Source organism: Desulfovibrio ferrophilus, assembly GCF_003966735.1.
GTDB classification, from domain to species: domain Bacteria; phylum Desulfobacterota; class Desulfovibrionia; order Desulfovibrionales; family Desulfovibrionaceae; genus Desulfovibrio_Q; species Desulfovibrio_Q ferrophilus.
On record NZ_AP017378.1, the window covers coordinates 2,229,573 to 2,248,830 of the forward strand.

Annotated in this window: 17 protein-coding genes; 5 read left to right on the forward strand and 12 right to left on the reverse strand. The window is 58.6% G+C overall.

Annotation, left to right across the window (positions count from 1 at the left end):
• The first annotated feature begins 30 nt into the window (after positions 1-30).
• Positions 31-891: a PHP domain-containing protein gene (locus EL361_RS10385; protein WP_126379222.1), complete on the forward strand. Its 861-nt coding sequence runs from the start codon at positions 31-33 to the stop codon at positions 889-891.
• Position 892: 1 nt separating this feature from the next.
• The gene (locus EL361_RS10390; protein ID WP_126379224.1) at positions 893-2,122 is read left to right on the forward strand and encodes a peptidase U32 family protein; all 1,230 of its coding nucleotides are present in this window, start codon (positions 893-895) and stop codon (positions 2,120-2,122) included.
• A 32-nt stretch (positions 2,123-2,154) separates the two neighbouring features.
• Here the strand turns inward: EL361_RS10390 and larC are convergent, their stop codons facing one another.
• Positions 2,155-2,871 (reverse strand): nickel pincer cofactor biosynthesis protein LarC, encoded by a 717-nt coding sequence (gene larC, locus EL361_RS10395; protein WP_126379226.1) that lies wholly within the window; start codon positions 2,869-2,871, stop codon positions 2,155-2,157.
• A 187-nt stretch (positions 2,872-3,058) separates the two neighbouring features.
• On the opposite strand from larC, the gene EL361_RS10400 reads away from it, so the two are divergent.
• Positions 3,059-3,733, forward strand: coding sequence for a CBS and ACT domain-containing protein (locus EL361_RS10400; protein ID WP_126379228.1), 675 nt, complete (start codon positions 3,059-3,061; stop codon positions 3,731-3,733).
• 55 nt (positions 3,734-3,788) lie between these two features.
• Here the strand turns inward: EL361_RS10400 and EL361_RS10405 are convergent, their stop codons facing one another.
• The 8 genes from EL361_RS10405 to EL361_RS10440 all read right to left on the reverse strand — a co-directional run bounded on the left by EL361_RS10405 (position 3,789) and on the right by EL361_RS10440 (position 13,785).
• On the reverse strand, positions 3,789-4,454 hold the full coding sequence (locus EL361_RS10405; protein WP_126379230.1) for a hypothetical protein: 666 nt from the start codon (positions 4,452-4,454) through the stop codon (positions 3,789-3,791).
• A gap of 14 nt (positions 4,455-4,468) precedes the next feature.
• On the reverse strand, positions 4,469-5,239 hold the full coding sequence (locus tag EL361_RS10410; RefSeq protein ID WP_126379232.1) for a tRNA1(Val) (adenine(37)-N6)-methyltransferase: 771 nt from the start codon (positions 5,237-5,239) through the stop codon (positions 4,469-4,471).
• A gap of 107 nt (positions 5,240-5,346) precedes the next feature.
• Positions 5,347-6,558 (reverse strand): phosphoserine phosphatase SerB, encoded by a 1,212-nt coding sequence (serB, locus tag EL361_RS10415; protein ID WP_126379234.1) that lies wholly within the window; start codon positions 6,556-6,558, stop codon positions 5,347-5,349.
• 172 nt (positions 6,559-6,730) lie between these two features.
• Positions 6,731-8,257, reverse strand: a complete 1,527-nt coding sequence (gene murJ / locus EL361_RS10420; protein ID WP_126379236.1) for a murein biosynthesis integral membrane protein MurJ — start codon at positions 8,255-8,257, stop codon at positions 6,731-6,733.
• Positions 8,258-8,609: 352 nt separating this feature from the next.
• Positions 8,610-9,452, reverse strand: a complete 843-nt coding sequence (mutM, locus tag EL361_RS10425) for a bifunctional DNA-formamidopyrimidine glycosylase/DNA-(apurinic or apyrimidinic site) lyase (RefSeq protein WP_126379238.1) — start codon at positions 9,450-9,452, stop codon at positions 8,610-8,612.
• 6 nt (positions 9,453-9,458) lie between these two features.
• Entirely contained in the window at positions 9,459-10,622 is a 1,164-nt protein-coding gene (locus tag EL361_RS10430; RefSeq protein WP_172961711.1) for a ChaN family lipoprotein, read from the reverse strand.
• Positions 10,623-11,029: 407 nt separating this feature from the next.
• Positions 11,030-12,295: a phenylacetate--CoA ligase family protein gene (locus EL361_RS10435; protein ID WP_126379242.1), complete on the reverse strand. Its 1,266-nt coding sequence runs from the start codon at positions 12,293-12,295 to the stop codon at positions 11,030-11,032.
• Between the two features lie 143 nt (positions 12,296-12,438).
• Positions 12,439-13,785 (reverse strand): aminotransferase-like domain-containing protein, encoded by a 1,347-nt coding sequence (locus EL361_RS10440; RefSeq protein ID WP_126379244.1) that lies wholly within the window; start codon positions 13,783-13,785, stop codon positions 12,439-12,441.
• A gap of 108 nt (positions 13,786-13,893) precedes the next feature.
• On the opposite strand from EL361_RS10440, the gene EL361_RS10445 reads away from it, so the two are divergent.
• Positions 13,894-14,505 carry a LysE family translocator gene (locus EL361_RS10445; RefSeq protein WP_126379246.1) on the forward strand — a complete coding sequence of 204 codons (612 nt, stop codon included), beginning with the start codon at positions 13,894-13,896 and terminating at the stop codon, positions 14,503-14,505.
• Positions 14,506-14,618: 113 nt separating this feature from the next.
• Here EL361_RS10445 and EL361_RS10450 read toward each other — a convergent pair whose 3' ends face one another.
• The 3 genes from EL361_RS10450 to EL361_RS10460 all read right to left on the reverse strand — a co-directional run bounded on the left by EL361_RS10450 (position 14,619) and on the right by EL361_RS10460 (position 18,091).
• A complete protein-coding gene (locus EL361_RS10450) occupies positions 14,619-15,746 on the reverse strand; it encodes an MFS transporter (protein ID WP_126379248.1) in 1,128 nt (375 codons plus the stop codon).
• A gap of 531 nt (positions 15,747-16,277) precedes the next feature.
• On the reverse strand, positions 16,278-16,994 hold the full coding sequence (locus EL361_RS10455; protein WP_126379250.1) for a DUF6125 family protein: 717 nt from the start codon (positions 16,992-16,994) through the stop codon (positions 16,278-16,280).
• A 197-nt stretch (positions 16,995-17,191) separates the two neighbouring features.
• A complete protein-coding gene (locus EL361_RS10460) occupies positions 17,192-18,091 on the reverse strand; it encodes a tRNA (adenine-N1)-methyltransferase (protein ID WP_126379252.1) in 900 nt (299 codons plus the stop codon).
• Between the two features lie 95 nt (positions 18,092-18,186).
• On the opposite strand from EL361_RS10460, the gene EL361_RS10465 reads away from it, so the two are divergent.
• The gene (locus tag EL361_RS10465) at positions 18,187-19,200 is read left to right on the forward strand and encodes a radical SAM protein (protein WP_172961712.1); all 1,014 of its coding nucleotides are present in this window, start codon (positions 18,187-18,189) and stop codon (positions 19,198-19,200) included.
• Positions 19,201-19,258: the final 58 nt, after the last annotated feature.

A 19,258-nucleotide genomic window follows, 5' to 3' on the forward strand; every position in this document is an offset into this window, starting at 1 on the left:
ACGTTCAGCAGCAAGAACAAGGAGCCGCACATGCCCGGCATCGATCTCCATACGCATTCCACCATTTCAGACGGCACCCTAACCCCCACGGAACTTGTGGCTCTGGGCAAACGAAGTGGGCTCAGAGCCTTGGCTCTGACGGATCATGACATCACCGACGGTTTGCCCGAAGCCCTTGCCGCCGGAGTCGAACACGATCTGGAGATCATCCCCGGCTGCGAACTGGCCGTGGATTCGGCCACCGGATTCATGCACATTCTGGGGCTTTTTCTGCCGCCTAACCCCGTTCAACTGAATGCCAAACTGGAATGGCTGCGCGAACGCCGTGCAAGTCGCAACACACGCATCTGCGACAAACTCCAGTCCCTGGGGCTGGATGTGACTTACGAGCGCGTTCTGGAGATTGCCGGAGACGGCACAGTGGGCCGCCCGCACATTGCCAAAGCCATCATCGAAGCCGGCGGAGCAGACAGCGTCCAGAATGCCTTTGACGTCTATATCGGCGACAGCGGACGAGCCTATCTGCCCAAGGACAAGCTGACTCCCGAGGAAGCCATCCCCCTGCTCAAGAAAGAAGGCGCCACCGTCATTCTGGCCCATCCCTATACCCTCAAGCTGGACGGCGAACCTGAGGCCCGACGCATCAAGGATCTCAAGGAGATGGGCCTGGACGGTATCGAGGTCATCTACACCGAGCATACCCGCACCATGACCGAAAAATATGGTAAACTCGTCAAAGACCTGGATCTGCTGGCTTCCGGTGGTTCGGACTTTCACGGCACGGTCAAGCCCGACATCAGTCTCGGCAAGGGCCGAGGCGGACTGCACGTGCCTTACGCCCTGCTGGAGGCCATGAAGGAAGCCAGAGCCAAGCAAGGGCTGCCTGTCTAATATGAATATCTCTCTGCCTGAGCTGCTGGCCCCGGCCGGCAACCGCGAAAAACTCACCACCGCTCTGACCTATGGTGCAGATGCCGTCTACCTAGGTGGCCCGGCCTTGAACCTGCGCGCTCCCAGCGCCGGTTTCAGTTGGGACGAACTGGCCGAAGGCCTGAGGCTGACCCATGAAGCCGGTGCCCGGGCCTATGTTTGCATGAACGCCCTGCCCCGCCAGGAGCAGATGCCGGCTGTGCGCGACGCCCTGGAACGCCTCTCTGAATTCCATGGGAATCAGGCCCCGGACGGATTGATCATCGCAGACCCCGGCGTGCTGGCGCTCGCCCGGCGCATCCTGCCGGAGATGCCGCTGCATCTCTCGACACAGGCCAACACCGCCAATGCCGAATCCGCTGCGTTCTGGCAGGAGATGGGCGTTTCGCGAGTGAATCTGGCGAGGGAATTATCGCTGCGGTCCATGGGCGCCATTGCGCGCCAGTGCCCGGACCTGGAACTGGAAGCCTTTGTGCACGGTGCCCAATGCATGGCCATTTCGGGCCGCTGCATGCTTTCGGCACACATGAACGGACGCTCAGCCAACCAGGGGTTATGCACTCATCCCTGCCGTTTCCAGTACAAGACCACTGCCGTACGCCTGGAAGAATCCACGCGCCAGGGGCAAGACACCTGGGAAGCCGTGGAGGAGGATGGGCACACCTCCATCTTCGCCCCCGAGGACCTGTGCCTGATCAAATACGTGCCCTGGTTCATGCGCACGGGGCTGGCCGCCCTGAAGATCGAAGGACGCATGAAATCCGGCGGCTATCTGGTCCACGCCGTGGACGCCTATGCCACGGCCATGGCTGATTTCCGGGCCGGAATCTTCCGCCCGGGATTGTACCTGGATGAACTCATGAACACGGCTTCGCGCCCATTGGGAACAGGCTTCTTCCTGCCAGGGCGCAAGGCGCTGTATGGTCAGGCCGAGGCCCCGCGCCCCATTCTGGCTCGGGTTCTGGCCCGCCGAGCGGACAATGCCTGGGAAGTGGCCGTGCGCCACCGCTGGAATGTGGACAGGCCCATCACAGTCCTCAAGCCCGGGCTGAAACGCCCCATCATCGCAGCGGGGGATTATGCCTTGGAAAAACTGGATGGAGAGCAGGTCGACGTTATCCATTCGGGTATGACCATCGTGCTTCGCTGTGAATCTAAAGATATTCTAGAGAATCTCTATTTAAGAGCCTGATCGTCTGGAACCAAACAGGTTTCCCCGACGGGCTAGTGTTCATCCAGTAGCACCAACCGGAGTCCACCGCAGCCTTGCCCCAGATCATGAGTGCCAAAGGAGCGCCCCACCTGCCGCACAACGCCTTCGGGACCGTGTACGAATTCGTCCACGACCTGATCAATGATCAGTGCGCCGGTGGGGGTCAGGATTTCCAACTCGAACTCCGTAGGTGACACGGGCTTGCCCTTCATCAGTTCCAGAGTCGCTGGCGCAGGCAGGGGCAACGTACCATGGGCACACTCCACCTTGCCGCCAAACCAGGGCAGCGTCGAACACAGCACCCGGGTCACACCCAGAGCTTCCAACCCGTAAAACGCACCCGCAACATCGATCAGCGTGTCCACGGCACCCACTTCGTGAAAGTGCACCTCGTCCACGCCGATGCCATGCATCTTTGCCTCCACCTCTGCGAGACGCACAAAAGCCGTAGCAACGCGCCCGCGCACGACTTCGGACAGCGGCAGCCTCTCCACGATACTCATAATTTCCGGCAGGTGCCGCAGGGGTTGCACCCCCGGTGCATCAATGGACAACCTCCGGCCAGCCAAGCCGTGAACCCGCACCTCCGGCGCATCCAGAGCAATGGAGATACCAGCCTGTCCCAGGGCTTTCACCAACGGTTGCAGGTTCAGCCCCATATCCGCAAGGGCGGCCAGAAACATGTCTCCACCCAGACCAAACCGGCAGTCGATGAACAGCTTTGCCATGCACCCAATCCCCACTCTGCACGTATGAGTCGCACACAATGCACTTTACTGATTGAAAAGAATCTTCACCTATGAGATTTTACAGAAAGATTACATCGGCAACTAGCCGAAAAACGGATAGAAAACCAGCAGTCACCCATTCCCCCTCAGGATAGCGGGGATCGACCAAACCAAGGAGGCCTGAGATATGCTCGTAGGCAACTGGATGAGCAAGGAACCCGTCACAGTGACCCCTGAAACCTCCATGATGCGTGCATCCAAGGTCATGAAGGACAAGAACGTGCGCGGTCTTTCCGTGGTGGACAAGAACGGCATCCTGCTCGGTATTGTCACTGATCGCGACATCAAGGAAGCATCACCGTCCAAGGCCACAACCCTGGACGTTCATGAATTGTACTACCTGCTCTCAGAGATCAAGGTCCAGGATATCATGTCCACCAACCTGGTCACCATCCAGGAAGGCGAGTCCGTTGAGAAGGCCGCCGTGCTGATGCTGGACACCAAGGTCGGAGGACTGCCCGTGGTGGACGACGCAGGCAAGCTTGTGGGCGTGATCACCCAATCCGACGTGTTCGAAGTCCTGATTTCCATTACCGGCGTGCTCCACGGCGGATTCCAGGTCGCCATCGACCTGCCCGACGACCAGGGCACCCTGGGTGGTCTTGTGGGCCTGCTCAACAAGCACAACGCCCGCATCATGAGCATCCTGACTGCCTATGAGCCGGAAGACGCACCCACCCGCCGAGTCTTCGTCCGCATCCAAGACATGGACAAGGCCCTGCAAAAGACCATGATGGAAGAACTGAAGTCCCAGTACAATGTGCTGTTTACCCTGCGTGAGGAGATTCAGCATTCGCTGTAAGGCTCCCCTGAAGAATCAAACAGGCCGTCGCTCCGGAAGGGGCGGCGGCTTTTTTTCACGATTTAAGAACTATTGAAGGTGATTCCGGCAAACTATACTTAAATAAATCATTATTGTGAGCAACCATCACCTGAAAAAGACGACGCATCAACCTTGGTGTAATCACAATTTCATCGCCCGGCTTGAAGCATTTGATCCTTTTCAACTTAGCGCAATCTGAATTTGCAATTCCTCGGCAGTGGACAATCGATTGGCGAAGATATCGAATATCACCCCAAAAATCATATCTCACTTCATTGTTTATAATCCTTCTCTTTTCATCACCACTCTCATCACCATTAATATACCCCATTGCCTTCGCAAATTCAGGACGGGTATATTCATCCCAATACGAATAGACCATAACCAAACACATTTGCCCTAAAGCAATATAATTTGCACCATCTTCAGCATTTCTCGAAATGACGTCGCCAGTATTTGGAGTGTGCAATTGATTTTCAACGATAGGATCATTCAAAATATCTCGATATGAAAATGACAGTAATTCCTTATAGTCATCAAAATCATCATCTGCAAAAACGGCTAATCCATCGAGGTAATCCTCAGCAGTATTTCTTACCGCCTGAAACCCAACCAACGAATCTAAATAAAAACCATAAATCTTATTGATGTACCCATCAAACCCTCTGTACAATTCCCCAATTTTAGCATGGTTACGCATCCCCCCTCCGTCGTTTAGCCGTTACAAACAAGAAATGGACAATACTCCAATGCCTGCGGGGTCAGGCAGGACTTCGCACCCTGCCCCTGGTAGACGACCAGCGGCGGTTCCACCACCAGCCCCGGCCCACCATTCTTCACGGCTTCTACCAGAGCAAGGCGGGCGGGTTCATCCACGCGGGAATGCACCAACAGCAGACGCTTGGGCGCCAGCCGCTGGGTAAGCATGTCGGTCAATAGCTCGGGCAGGCGTTCGGGCAGGCCGATAAAGCAGGCGCGCTTGCGATTCTTGAGCAGATAGGAGGCCGCTTCCACAAAGGCAGCGATGGGGGCCACGGCCTCAAACCTTGCCGTGTCACGCCCATGATCAGCCGGGCGACGACCCGTGCCCGGCTCGCGGTATGGTGGATTGCATAATACCAGATCGCAAGATTCAGGAGACAGATCGGGATCGATCCGCACTGCGGACACGTCGGCACGGACAACGGCATACCGATCTTCCAATCCCAAACTCACGGCATTGGCAGCTGCGCAGTCCAACATCTGCGGATTCACATCCAGCCCGGTGACCACCGGGTCTGCTTCCGGCTGACGCAGCATCCAGCCCTGCCCCACCACCCCGCAACCACAGCCCAAATCCACGGCATGAGCTGCACCACCCACAGGGGCAAAACAGGCCAGCAGCAAGGCGTCCATGGAAAAACGAAAGCCCGACTCGGGCTGAGACATGCCACGCGGAAAATACTCGCGGGCAGAGAGAATGTCGGGATTCTGGGATGCGTTCATTTCAGTACCCTCAGGGGCTGGCAGAAACAATTGGCCCTGAGCCTTTCCCGGTCACGCCAAAACCGCTTTCACCGCAACGAAGCAAACGTGCGTTTTTCAACAGCCAACTATTCGGCTTCGCGATCCCGCAGCCCGAGAAGATAGAGAATGCCGTCCAACCCCAGCGTCGAAATGGCCTGTCGCGCGCCTTCGCGCACAATGGGCTTGGCATGGAAGGCGATGCCCAGCCCTGCGACCCCCAGCATGGGCAGGTCGTTGGCTCCGTCACCCACGGCAACCACCTGTTGCAGGCTGATGTCCTCGGTCAGTGCGATTTCTTCAAGCAGTTCGGCCTTGCGCTTGCCGTCCACGATCTCGCCCACGACCTTGCCGGTGAGCTTTCCGTCCTTGATCTCCAATTCGTTGGCGTAGACGTGGTCCACCCCCAGCTTGCGCTTCAGATGCTGTCCGAAATAGGTGAATCCCCCCGAAAGAATGGCTATCTTGTAACCCAACTTCTTCAGGTTGGAGACCAGGCGTTCGGCACCCTCGGTAAAGGGCACCTCTTCTGCCACCTCTTCCAGCACCGAGGCATCCAATCCCTTGAGCAGGGCCACACGCTCTCGCAGGCTTTCCTTGAAATCCAACTCCCCACGCATGGCGGATTCGGTGATGCGCGAGACTTCGTCCACAACCCCGGCCTTGCGCGCCAGTTCGTCGATGACCTCGGCCTGAATCAGGGTGGAGTCCATATCGAAAGCCACCAGTCTACGATTACGACGATAGACATTGTCCTCCTGGAAGGAGATGTCCACGCCCAACTCGCCGGTAATATCCATGAAGGCCGACCGCAGTTGTAACATGTCGCTGGGCTCACCACGCACGGAGAATTCCACACAGGCTCTGGGCAATGCATCCGGCTTGACCAGGGAGATACGTCCAGACAGGCGGGAAATGAAATCGATATTCAAACCGACATCGGTCATCACCCCGGTGACCCGGGCAATCTGCTCGGCCCCGATCTCGCGCGAGAGCAATGTCACGATATAACGCTTGCGGCCCTGGGCCTGGACCCAGTCCTCATGCTTGGCCTCGGTCACGGGCACGAACTTCAGCTTCACGCCCAGTTCGTTGGCTCCGTAGAGCAAATCCTTGAGGATGGGGGCGGAACCCTGTGCCTCGGGAATATCGATGATCATGCCCAAGGACAGGGTGTTGTGGATCACGGCCTGGCCAAGGTCGAGGATACGCACGCCATAATCCGCCAGAATGCGGGACATGTGCGACATGATGCCCGGCTTGTCCTCACCGGAGATCTTGATCAGAAATATTTCGGACATGAATAGTGTCTCCGTTTGGCCGACGTTGTAACCGCTTTAACCTTGGAAGGAAAGTCTCGTCAGGGCGGTTTCAGGCAGTCGCAAGAACTATACGAGATCGATGTGTATATAAGCGTACACGAGATTTAGCCTTGTTCGCAGCAACGCAGCAAACGTGCATTTCCCAGCGGCCCTAGCGCCCCAATCTGCGGCGTAGCACATCCACCACCATCCTCGCCTCTGGCACTTTGAGCAGCCAGGTCGCCACCCCGTAGCCCACGCCCCAGAGGGGGACCAATGCCACAGCCCAACGGCCAAGCCCGATGGTCAGCCATGCCGCCGCGCCCATGACCAGCGACAAGGCGACAAACAGCGCCACCTGTCGCCAGAAATCAGCCCAGCGGCCCAGATGGCGATTCAGCCCGCGCAACAGCAATCCGGCATTGACCCACGAGGAAATCGTCGTCGCAAGAGCCAGTCCCACATGATCCATGACTTGCATCAGAGTCACGCCCGAGATCACATAGACCAGCAGACTGACTACGGCGGCTCGCACCGGGGTCCGGGTATCCTGCAAGGCATAGCAGGCAGAAACCAACGGGCGGACCATGGCAAAGGCAGGCAGGCCCACGCCGTATCCCACCAACGCCCAGGCAGTCATGCTCACGGCCTCGGCGCTGAAGGCCCCGCGCCCGAAGAGCAATGAGACAATGGGTTCGGACAGGCCTATGAGGCCGGCCGCGGCAGGCAGGCTGATAAATAAGGTCAGGCGCAGACTGGCGGACAATGTCTGACGAAAATCATCCATCTGCCCCTTGGCCGCCAGCAGAGACAGGCTCGGCAACGCCGCAGTAGACACGGCCACCCCGAACACGCCAAGGGGGAATTGTACCAACCGATCAGCGTAGTACAGATACGAAATACTACCCACGGCCAGGAATGAGGCCAGCACCGTGCCCAGAATAATGTTGATCTGATAGACTGCCGCGCCGAAGACCGTGGGCAACATCAGCTTGCCGGTCTTCTTGACTCCCGGATTGGAAAACGACCACGGCCCGCGCCACGAAAAGCCAAGACGCGCCAGATACGGCTGCTGCAACAACCATTGCCCAAGGCCCGCCAGAACAACGCCCCAAGCCAGACAATGCGGCACACTCCAGCCCATGGCCACACCCGCCAGAGCCGAGGCAATGAGCACCGTATTGAGTATGCACGGGGCCAGAGCCGGAGCCAGAAAATGGCCTGAAGAATTGAGGATGCCCATGCACAGGGCCACCCCGGAGATGAAAATGATGTAGGGGAAGCAGATACGCACCAGTTCCGCTGTCACGGCCACCAGTTGCGGGTCATCCGCAAAGCCCGGTGCGACGACAAGGACCAGCGGCTTGGCCAGCAGTCCAGCACAGGCCGTAATCACGCCCAGGATCAACACCAGCCAGACAAGGGCCGACCGGGCAAAGGTATGGGCCTCGGCCTCGCCCGAGTCCTCACGAGTCCGGGTGAAGACCGGCACAAAAGCCATGGTCAGCGACCCTTCGCCGAACAGTCGCCGCAGCAGATTGGGCAGACGGAAGGCCACGAAAAAAGCATCCGCCATCGGCCCTGCACCCAAGGCAAAGGCAATGATCAGGTCACGCAAAAAGCCGAGGATGCGTGAGGCCAACGTGGCCCCGCCCACCACTGCGGCATTTTTTGCGACGGTCTTGGAATGACTGTTCAATCTGATCTCCGACTGCCGGAGGTACCGCCCCCGATTAATAACCAAAGGGAATCAACACCTTGGGAATCCTACTTAAACTTATTCGATTATGATCTTCGCCATCTACAATCAATACTCGGGAGCGTCCATTGAGTGCCCCACGGCTCTTCCCTTCTTCACAAGCTGCTCACCCTACGGCGGTCCGACAGACACACTATTTTCTTCGCAGGCCGTTCAGAGCACATTCCCCGCAGGCTGTCCCAGAGTGGTCGGATGCGAGGCGCAAGAGGAAGACGAAATCGAAGCGTATCAAGACATACGTGAGATTTCATCTTTCCCGCAGCAACAAAGCAGACAGCTGCTCTCGGGCGGCCTACCGTTGGCACTTATGACAGAAGACTGTTGTCCGGCCCGCCACCGTACGCTTGGCAAGTAGGGTTTGGCAATTGCGGCACGGCTGCCCCGCACGGCCATAGACCCTGAAATCATTCTGAAAGGCTCCGGCATCACCCCGGGCATTGACGTAATCGCTGATGGAGGAGCCATTGGCGGCAATGGCCTCGTTCAGGACTTCCACCAACTCTTGGTGCAGACGCATGAGCCGCGCCCGCGACACACGATCGGCCGCAGCATCGGGGCGGATACCCGCCCGGAACAGGGATTCGTCGGCGTAGATATTGCCAATACCAGCGATGAATTTTTGGTTGAGCAGCAGGGCCTTGATGCCCCCCCGGCGGCCCTTGAACAGACCCGCAAACTGTTCGGCGTTGATCTCCAGCGGCTCTGGCCCGAGGGTAGCCCAGAATGCCCAGTGCGGCAGACCTTCCAACGGCATGGCCCGACACGATCCGAACTTGCGGACGTCCGCAAAAAACAGATGCCTGCCATCGGCAAGATCAAAGACGATGCGGGTATGGGGCCGGGGCTCGGTCTGCGCGGGTTCCACAGTAAGCCGACCGGTCATGCGCAGGTGAAAGGCCAGATGCAGGAGTGGGCGCTTGGCGGTGGCAAGGTCCATAAACAACACCTTGGCGCGGCGCCGGACCCGCAGGATGCGTGCCCCGGGCAACTCGGCCAGGAATTCATCGTGGCCTAACGCTCCGGTTCCCGTGGACAGGGACCCGGACTCCAGCAACCGAACGCCGGAGATGGATGCCTCGGCAAGATCGGTTGCCAACCCTCGGGCAATGGTTTCAACCTCGGGCAATTCGGGCATGTGCCGCTACTCGCCCTCGGGCTTACCGTGCGACAAAGGCAGGGACAATGAGACCCGCTCCTCCCCACGCAGCACGACGAAATTCAGCGGCACCCCATCCTTCTTGGCTTGAATTGCGGCCTTGTGCAGCACCCACAAATCCTCGGCCTCCATGCCCTGCACCGTCTCGATGCGATCACCGGGCATGAATCCGGCCTTGGCAGCTTTGGTCTCCGGAGCCACAGCCACAACCTCGGCATAACCGGGGAACTGTTCCAGCGTGAACCCAAGACGCGACGAATGCGTCAACGCACAGTAAAAAAAGAGATCCCCAGCCTCGGCATCCACATCATCCAGCCCACGCCAGGGCATGATGGTCAACACTCCGGCATCGGCATCCAGCGCATGCAGACGATGCGGGATGCCCCAGCTGTATTCCACGTGCCCGGAGCCAGCCAGAATGAGCATGGTTCCGCCCAAACGCCCGCGCACGGCCACGGCATTCTCGGCCATGATCGTATCCCACAGGGATTGAATCAACAGGAACCGCTCTTCCTCATCCTTGATTTTGCGCTCGGTCATCATGCCTTGATGCCGCTCGAATTCTTCATGCAGTGAATCGACCTGATCGTCGGTGGGAGGGATAATGCGCGAGGGCAGATACTGGCGGTCGGCCTCTTCCACACCATCCAGTCCATTGGCGGACACGGCTCTCACCACCCGCTTGGGAACGTTCAGGGCAAACAATGGAACCCCGCGCTCGGCAGCCTCGCGAAACACAGGGGCGTAACCTGCGTAGGAATGACCCCAGATCGCTTTCCAATCCAATTCCTTTCCAAGATCGTCCACGTTGATTTCACCGGCATTGAAGCGATCCAGCACGGGCTGCTTGTCCATGGGGACCATCTCCAACCCGAGTGCAGAGACCAAACCGACATCGGCAAGCGCGGCCAAGATGTCGGCCTGCACGCGATGGTCACAGGCCACGGTATGGCCCTCGCCCAACAGCACATAGGCCGTACTTCGAACCCGTTCGGTCAACTGGGCCGTGGACAGGGCCTCGCCGCCGGGTTCGAACAAATCACCAGGGAGTATGTCTTGCATAGGCATGGGGGTTGTAGCGCAACCGCCCAGGACCGCTGCCACAACAATGGCGACAATCCAGAGGCGAAAAGTTTTTATCAAAGTCATGTCCTGTCCTGCGTTATCGAGTCGTTCAAACAATGCCATAGTAGCGGCTCGGCAACACGGAGACAAGCCCACCTTGCACGGAGATTCAACACCATACCGATCCAATTATTTTGGAGCAACTAAGCAGACATGCATCTACAAGCAGCCAGCCCCGTTTGAGAGCCTAGTGAGCCGTGAGGGCGAGGCGCAAAAAAAGGGCAGGCACAATGTGTATCTTGCTCCAAGCTACCAGCAAGCGGCTTCAATTCTTACCGACACAAAACGCACTTCGGCTCCCTACCAACAGACGGGTTGAAGGCGTACGGATGTGAGGCGCAAAAAAAGGGCAGGCCCGACGTGTATCTGAAATACACGAGGGTCTGCCCTTTTAGCAGTAACAAAACAAACGTGCGTCTACAGCCCGTCTGTTAATCCCACTTGCGCTTGTCTTCGATGGGCCGAATCTGCGGAGGCAGAGTACCGGGAGCCACAATCTTCAGCTCGGGGCGCAGTTTGATCTGCTGGCGGAAGTCATGCAGCATCTCGTCCTCGCGCTTGAAGTTGCTGGCCTCCACGTAGAGAACCATCTCGTCGATGCCACCGGGGTTGGTGACTTCGATCTGCCAGCGCTTGACTTCTTCGAAGCGGGCCATGACCTGCTCGACCTGATGGGGGTAAACGAACATGCCCTTGATGCGGGTGGTGGTGTCCACACGGCCCACAATACCGCCCAAACGGGGCGAAGTACGCCCACAGGGGCAGGGGGAACGGTCGATGTAACCCAGGTCGCCGGTGGCGAGGCGGATCAGCGGATAGGTCTTGTTAAAGGCCGTGACCACGATCTCACCCACTTCGCCATCCTTCAGGGGGATGCCGGTGTCGGGGTGGCAGATCTCCACGAAAGAGCGGTTGGCAATATGCAGGCCGGTGGTGTGGAAGCATTCATAACCGATGCAGCCCACGTCGGCAGTGCCGTAGCCCTGGCGCATGATGAGGTCGAATTTCTTTTCCAGAGAGGAACGCATCTTCTCGGAGAACTTTTCGCCGGTGACGAAAGCCACTTCCAGATACAGATCCTTGCGCAGGTTCAACCCGGCTTCCTCGGCCTTCTGGGCCAGGTGCATCAGGTAACTGGGGGTACCGACATAGCCGGTGACGCGCAGCTTCTGCAGAATCTCAAGCTGGGTATTGGTGTTGCCGGGGCCGGCAGGCACCACGGAGCAACCCAGATTACGAAGAGGCTCTTCGAACATCAGACCCGCGGGGGTCAGGTGATAGTTGAAGGTCACCTGAGACAGATCACCAGTACGGAAACCGGCAGCGTAGAAGCCCTCGGTCCATCCCCAGTAATCATCACTTCTGTCTTCGGGATCAAAGATCGGTCCGGGGGACAGGAACACGCGGCGCAGTTCGCCCAGATCCTTGGTCAGCAGCCCGCCAAGACGCGGTCCCATGGACTGCAGGAAGATCAGTTCCTTCTTCTTGAGGATGGGGATGTGCTTCAGGTCGTTCAGGGTCTTGAACTTGTCCACATTGAACTGCGCCCGGTCGAAACGCTTCTTCACGTCTTCGGAATAGCGGTAGGCGTAGGTCAGCAGTTCCTTGAGCTGGATGGCATAGTATTGCTTGCGCTCGGACTCGTCGAGTACCTCGCGCCGAGAATAAATGCCTTCGGTACGGTCTTTACGGGTCATCGGTTATTCTCCATTCGAATAGATTGTCAGATAGAGTGAACCGTGACTTATAGCAGAGAGAAGCTGATATTTCAAGTTATTTTTTATAATATCATATATTACAGCTTGTTACAATAGCAAAATTGAAATTTATGGACTCGTTTTTACAGCTTCAACATCTCGGCCAGAGTCTCCAATCCACGCTTCAATGTGGCGCGGTCACGCACCCCGGACAAGGAGACTCGCACCCCCTGCTCGGCCCCCAAACCACCCACCGCAAAATGTTCGGTGTGGGCCACGATAACGCCCCGCTCCGCTGCGGTCTCGGCAAAATCAACAGCCCGCCACCCCCGGGGCATGGGCACCCAGATATAGCTGCCGGTGGTCTGCCCCCTGAAGGCATCCTTGCCCAGGACCTCACGCGCCAGTTCGTTGCGCGCCGCGGCCTCGGTGCGGTTGGCCTCCACAATGCGCATGGCGGAACCATCGCTGATCCAGATGGAGGTAATTTCCGCCATCAGACCGGCGGCCTTCCAGGCAGACATCTCGATGGCGGATTCAAGGCGGCGCACCGCCTGCGGTGGCACACACAAAAACGCCACGCGCAGGCCGTCGCACAGCACCTTGGATGTGGCGGCGATGAAATATCCCAACTCTGGAGCCAGCATGGATAACGGCGGCAGGGACGAATCCACGGCCAAGGCATAGACGTCGTCTTCCACAATGGACAGCCCGTGACGGCGGCAGACCGCGGCCACCTCATGGCGGCGAAACTCCGGCATCCGCGCCAGGGTCGGATTCTGACAGGCGGGCATGGTATACAGACCGCGGATCTTGTCGCGCACACAGGCTGCATTCAGAGCATCAGGCATCAGGCCCTGCTCATCCATGGGAATGGGCACCAATTGCAGGGACAGACGCTTGGCCATGGGCTTGACCATGGGATAGGTCAGGCTTTCCACGGCCACCCGGTCGCCGGGGCTGAACATGGCTGCCAACGTTGCCAGAATGGCATGCTGCGCCCCGGCGCAGACCAATACATTGTCCGCCTGAGCGGTGTAGCCATACTCCGCAGCCCAGCGCACACCGGCCTCCCGGTGACGGGGCAGTCCTCGTGATTCGTGCCGGGTCAACAGCTCCTGTAATCCGTCACGGCCCGCAAGCTCGGCCAGGGTCGCCCCCAAAGACGGCCCCAGAGGATAAGTAGTCGCGGCAAGACCCAGATCCACCACTCCGTCATTCTGCCCCAGTTCGGCAAAGCCCTGCCGATCCTGCATCACATAGGTTCCACGCCCCCGCTCGCCGCGCACCAGCCCGCGCCGGGCGGCCTCGGCATAACCGCGTGTCACCGTGCCTACGGTCACGCCCAGCTGATCCGCCAGATCGCGGTGCGTGGGCAACGGATCGCCAGGAGCCAAACGTCCCTCGGCCACTGCCGCCTGAATGAAATCCGCAATGGACAGGTACTTGGGGCAATCGCCGGTCTCGGGAAGCTGCATCGATATTGTCATGGTCACAATCGATATTTTGACCAAACAATTGTGTCAACCGTAAACAGGGGCAAGCTCGACAACCGGCCTCCGAGGCCGGGCACCATTTCTAGCCTTTGGAGAATCCCCGTGTTTGAGAACCTGATCCCGCTCATCCTGTTCTGCTTCGGCATGACCGTAACCCCCGGACCAAACAACATCATCATGACGGCCACGGGCGCGAACCACGGCTACCGAGCAAGCCTGCCACATATTCTGGGGGCCACACTGAGCATCCCGGTGATGTGCATGATGGTGGGCGTAGGCCTCGGGCAATTGATCCTGCTTTATCCCCCCGCGCACACAGCCCTGAATCTGGCTGGGTCGGCCTATCTGCTCTGGCTGGCCTGGAAGGTCGCCAACTACAGCGGCACGGTGGACGGCAAGGACGCGGGTCAGCCCCTGACCTTCATGCAGGCCGTGGTCTTCCAATGGCTGAACCCCAAATGCTGGATGATGTATATCGGTGCGGTGTCCATGTTCACGACCAGCGGCGGCAACGTATTCCTGCAAGTCTTCATCATCGCAGCCGTTTTCACGGTCATGGTGCCGCCCTGTTTCTCGTTCTGGTCGCTGGCGGGCGTGGGCGTGGGGCGCTTCCTGACCTCCCCGGCGCGCCGCCGCGCCTTCAATCTGACACTGGCGCTACTGCTTGTGGCATCGCTGGTACTGGCGCAACTGCCGCAGGACGGAATGGGGTAACGAGGCATTCAGCAGAGGGTACCCCCTGACTATACAGCATGAAACAACAAGCGGCAGTCCTCTTCGGGACTGCCGCTTTTCGTTTCAGTAACTCCATTCAAACAAGAGGGAGCCTATCCCCTCATTCTCTTGAACCTCCATGCCACCACAGAGACCCCAAGGGCGTAGAAAACCAGCAGCCAGTTCCCCACAGCAAGCCCTACCGAGTTCACCAGCAATGGCCCCGAGAAATACCCACAGCCCCATGCCGCAAAGTACAACCCGGAGGCCCGGCCCTCGCAGTTGTGCCCCGCCAGTTCATTCACCAGAGCCATGGAAGCCGCAGCAAAACACCCGAGCCCAAGGCCCATGACAGCACCAGCAGCCATGTATCCCAAAGGATTCTCTCCGTTAAAACCAAGCAGCCCGACGCTGATGCACACAATTCCAACGGCGATGAATCTCCCCCGACCATAACGGTCGGACAGCATCCCCCCCAGCAATTGCGCAACGGCAAGCCCAGAGTAGACCACAAACAGAAACACACCCAAACGCTCCGGGGTATATCCAACCACGGCTGTCAGATGAACAGGGAGACAACTGACCAACAGCCCGTACACGGCCCCATAAAAGGGAACGACTCCCATCACGGACCAAAGAGAGCGAGTCCGCCCCGCCCCTCTGCCCTTGGGCAACACTGTCTGCCGATTCTGCGGCAAGCGGCCCCACAACGAACTCACGACCAGCACCAACGCCACAAGGCTCATCCCCGCAAACACCAGAAAAGGGTCCATCCCGGCCTGAACCAGATACCATGCGCCAATCACTGGCCCCAGCATGAGGCCGAGGTGAAAAGCCATGTTGTACAGCCCCATGACGCGTCCCCTCATGGTGGGATAGAGGCGACCAAGCAATGCCGGGGCAGAGGCCCAAACCGGAGCCTCCCCCGCACCCTGAATGAACCGGCCCACGTAAATGGCCTGCGGGCTTTGTGCATAGCTGAAAACCAGAGCGGACACGGCGATCAGAAAGCATCCCAGAGCCAGGACCTGACAATACCCGTACTTATCCGCCCAACGCCCCACCGGGTACTGGCACAGCAGGTAGGACACGGCAAAACACGAGGCAATCCAGCCGGAGGATCGCATGGTCCCGGACAACTGAAGGTATTTACTCGGCAGAGCAACGGAGGCCGTGCCCATGCCGATCATAATGAAAAACACGGCAAGGCAGAGCCCTACCAAAGGAATATGGCGATGCATGATGATTCATCCTTGCGAATACAGCGGCAACCACGGCGAGAACGCCGCGCAAACCGCATGGTTCAGTGGGCGCAGGCTCAGACCCGCGTAGAACTAGGCAAAGGAAAGGGGGAGAATGGACGCAAAGAAGAACAAACCGACGCTCAGCGCAACCGGTTCGCCAGGATCATCAATGATGGTACATCCGCCCCTATTGGCAGGGGGGAGGAGGAGAGGCGTTCCAAAGCAATACATTCATCAGATGACTCTCTTGTAAAAAGCAATGGTGAGCAAACCCTAGGTCCTGAAAGGAGTGCAGGTCAAGCTTCGAGGGGAAGCTTCCGGACCCCAAGACGACTGAAACCAACAGCTGAAGTTATTTTCTCCCTCCCTCCTGCTGTGTTTGTTTCCCGCTCTAGCATTGTCGCGCCCCCACTCTTCTGGACTGTTCAGAAGTAGGCAAGTGCAAGGCGCAAAAAAACCTCAAGTCCGATGTGTGCTGATACGCACATGAGGGCTTGAGGTTTTTGCAGCAACACCGCAATTGCTTGCTTATGGACAGTCCAGAGTAAAACGCCAGGAGCAGACCCACTGGGCAGGATGTTCATCCGGCGGACAAGCCACGCACTCAGTCACGATGCGCGGGTCCACCTGCCGGGCAAAGCTGGTATACTCCACTGTGCCACCGGATTTGCAGGGATAGTCGGCCAAGCCTTTGCGGACGCGGGCCGTCTGCACTCGGCAGCGATTCATGCGGAAAATGAAAGAAGTCGGGGTTTCGTCCACGATCTCCCAGTCGTTGATATGGGCATACATGCGCTGGGCCAGACACTCTTTAAGCGCCTCCAGCCCACCGCCACGGGCAAGCCCAAGGGCCGCCATGGCGCGCGAGGCCTCCAGTGGCGCAAAGCGGGACCAGCAGGTATCGTTGACGCGCTTGGCGTCGTCCATGCCGGCCATGCCTTCCACCGCCTGAAACCAGACCCCGTCTGCAGCCAGCCAGGCTGTGCGCAGTTCCTTGCCCAAATCGGTCAGTGCCGTTTCATCCAGCCCGGCGAACAGATCTTTGAGCCCCTCACCGCCCAGGACCTTGGCGAGCTTGCGCTCCACAATGCCGGTCAGCCTATCCCCGGCTTCGGCTTCGGCCTCCAAGGCCCGTTCCAGCCCCATCTGATGCACGGCCTCGGCCAGCCACAGGCCGTAATGCGCCCCGGTCTGGCGCACGGTTTCGATGATCTGGCCTATCAATTCGTCACGTTTCTCACTCATATCTGCCCGTCCTGATTAATCATCTATTGCGTAGGCAACTTCTACAATAAAAGCATCCGCTTTGCGATAGAAGGATTCTCAAGGGGATTATCCCCTTGAACAGGGCACGGGGCAGCGCCCCATATACATAAAAAACCGGCAACCCCTTACGGGACTGCCGGTTGCATTTCTATACGTATGGCAAGACTTGGAAAAGGCTACTCTTCCCCATCCTGCGCTTCGGTTTCTTTCGCTTCCTTGGCCTCTTTGGCGGCTCGTTGGGCTTCGCGTTCGCGGCGGGCAGCTTCCTGCTTGCGCTCGCGGGTGCCCATGGCTCGCTGTCCAGGCTCCAGAGGGTCCTGCTGGCGGGCGAAGATCAAAAAGCCGGTGTGGGCGACCATGCGGTCTTCGGGGCGCAGGCGGTCCGGGATGGGCTTCCAGCGCCGGACCAAAATCTCCACAACTTCGATATCGTCAAAAGGGGCGGTCTCCATGGCCTCCAGCAAACGGCTGACCTGATTGGTGACCGGAGCCAGAAAACAGACCGGAGCGCCGGGACGCACGGCATTGGCCACGTTATGCACGTGGTTCCAGGGGTCGCGCACGTCCAGGAACAGCGCATCCGCATCGTCCTGCTCAAAGCCTTCGATGACGTCGCCTTCGAACTGCTCCACATTCTTGCCCAGACCGCAGCGATCCAGGTTCTTGCGTACCAGTGCGGCAAACTCGGGGCGGCGCTCATAGGTATAGACCTTGCCGGTCTCACCCGTCACATGTGACAGGGCAACGGTCAGACCACCGGAACCACTGCCCGCCTCGATGACGCGGGAGCCGGACCCGATGCCCAACTTGACCAGAATATACCCGATTTCCTTGGGATACAGAATCTGCGTCTGGCGCTTGATGCCGTATTTGATCAGGTCATACATGGTGGGCCGAACAATGCGAAAAGCCTTGTTCATGTGCGTAATGGCGATGCCACCGTAGCCGGCCTCGGCGATGGCGGACATTTCGATCACGCCCTCATTACAGTGTAATTGATCCTTGGGATCGAAAACTCGAACGTATCTCTTGCCCTTCGGGCTAATGAGCATTACCAATTGTCCAGGGTTTGGCATAATATCCTCCGAAGGCGTGGGGTAGGGTTTTCGAGCGGTGCAGTCAACCCCAATCTACCTCAGACAACTAACCAGTTTACAAGGATCGCGCAATATTGGCATATAAGTATGTATTCGGCCCGGTACGTTCCGGCAGGCTCGGCCTCTCTCTCGGCCTCGACCTGCTGGGCGATGCGGTATGCTCACTGGACTGCATTTACTGCGAAGTGGGACGGACCACACAACTGGACATGAACCGGAAACCCTATGTCCGGGCCGAAGAACTGCTCGGGGAACTGGCGCATTGGAAAAGTGAAATGCACCAAGCCCCGGAATACGTGACTCTGGGGGGACTGGGCGAGCCCTGTCTGAACAGTGAAATGGGCGTTATTATCGAGGGAGTGCGACAGATTTTTCCAAAGACGCCCGTCGCCGTTCTGACCAACTCCACCCTGCTGCACGACCGTCAGGTCCGGCGCGAGCTGGCCCTTGCCGATGTCGTGCTGCCCTCCCTGGATACCCTGGTGCCCGACGAGATGCTCCATCTGAACAGGCCGCACAAAGCGGTCAGCGTGGATGCCCTCAAGGCGGGCCTGCTGGCCTTTCGCCAGGAGTTCACTGGCCGCCTCCTGTTGGAGGTGCTGCTGGTCGCCGGGGTCAATGACAGCGAGGAGAACCTCGCCAGGTTGAAGGAGTTTGTGGCCGAACTCAAACCGGACCGCGTGGACGTGGAGACCATGACCCGCCCCGGCACCCTGAAAACGGCCCAGCCCGTAGCCCCCGAGGCCCTCGCGCAATGGCGCGAAACCTTGGGCAAGCTCGCCGCCGACGGCGGACAGGCAAAACAGAAACCCGCGTCCCACATGGGTGAGACGAGGCATATTACCGAGGACACCGCATCCCCGCCCCGGGCCGAAAAGGCTCGCGAAACGGACGATGCGGAAAACACCGCACTGGAACGTGTGTCAGCCTCCATCGCGCGAAGACCCCAGACGGCAGCCCAGCTGGCCGATGCTCTGGCCCTCCCCCGGGAGGCCGTGACCCGAGCCCTGGATGATCTGGAATCGCGCAGCAGGCTCACCACATTCACAAGCGACGGAGCCACGTTCTTCGCATTGCGCGAAGACTAAGGCACAGCGCCACAAAGGCGCTTCCGTGAGCACACCAGTTGCGGCTGGTCCCGAACCA

Coding starts and splice junctions, on each gene's coding strand:
- larC (WP_126379226.1), bottom strand. CDS start 2,871: ATGGCAAAGCTGTTCATCGACTGCCGGTTTGGTCTGGGTGGAGACATG.
- mutM (WP_126379238.1), bottom strand. CDS start 9,452: ATGCCCGAATTGCCCGAGGTTGAAACCATTGCCCGAGGGTTGGCAACC.
- EL361_RS10410 (WP_126379232.1), bottom strand. CDS start 5,239: ATGAACGCATCCCAGAATCCCGACATTCTCTCTGCCCGCGAGTATTTT.
- EL361_RS10390 (WP_126379224.1), top strand. CDS start 893: ATGAATATCTCTCTGCCTGAGCTGCTGGCCCCGGCCGGCAACCGCGAA.
- serB (WP_126379234.1), bottom strand. CDS start 6,558: ATGTCCGAAATATTTCTGATCAAGATCTCCGGTGAGGACAAGCCGGGC.
- EL361_RS10385 (WP_126379222.1), top strand. CDS start 31: ATGCCCGGCATCGATCTCCATACGCATTCCACCATTTCAGACGGCACC.
- EL361_RS10435 (WP_126379242.1), bottom strand. CDS start 12,295: ATGACCCGTAAAGACCGTACCGAAGGCATTTATTCTCGGCGCGAGGTA.
- EL361_RS10405 (WP_126379230.1), bottom strand. CDS start 4,454: ATGCGTAACCATGCTAAAATTGGGGAATTGTACAGAGGGTTTGATGGG.
- EL361_RS10440 (WP_126379244.1), bottom strand. CDS start 13,785: ATGACAATATCGATGCAGCTTCCCGAGACCGGCGATTGCCCCAAGTAC.
- EL361_RS10455 (WP_126379250.1), bottom strand. CDS start 16,994: ATGAGTGAGAAACGTGACGAATTGATAGGCCAGATCATCGAAACCGTG.
- EL361_RS10430 (WP_172961711.1), bottom strand. CDS start 10,622: ATGACTTTGATAAAAACTTTTCGCCTCTGGATTGTCGCCATTGTTGTG.
- EL361_RS10400 (WP_126379228.1), top strand. CDS start 3,059: ATGCTCGTAGGCAACTGGATGAGCAAGGAACCCGTCACAGTGACCCCT.
- EL361_RS10460 (WP_126379252.1), bottom strand. CDS start 18,091: ATGCCAAACCCTGGACAATTGGTAATGCTCATTAGCCCGAAGGGCAAG.
- EL361_RS10450 (WP_126379248.1), bottom strand. CDS start 15,746: ATGCATCGCCATATTCCTTTGGTAGGGCTCTGCCTTGCCGTGTTTTTC.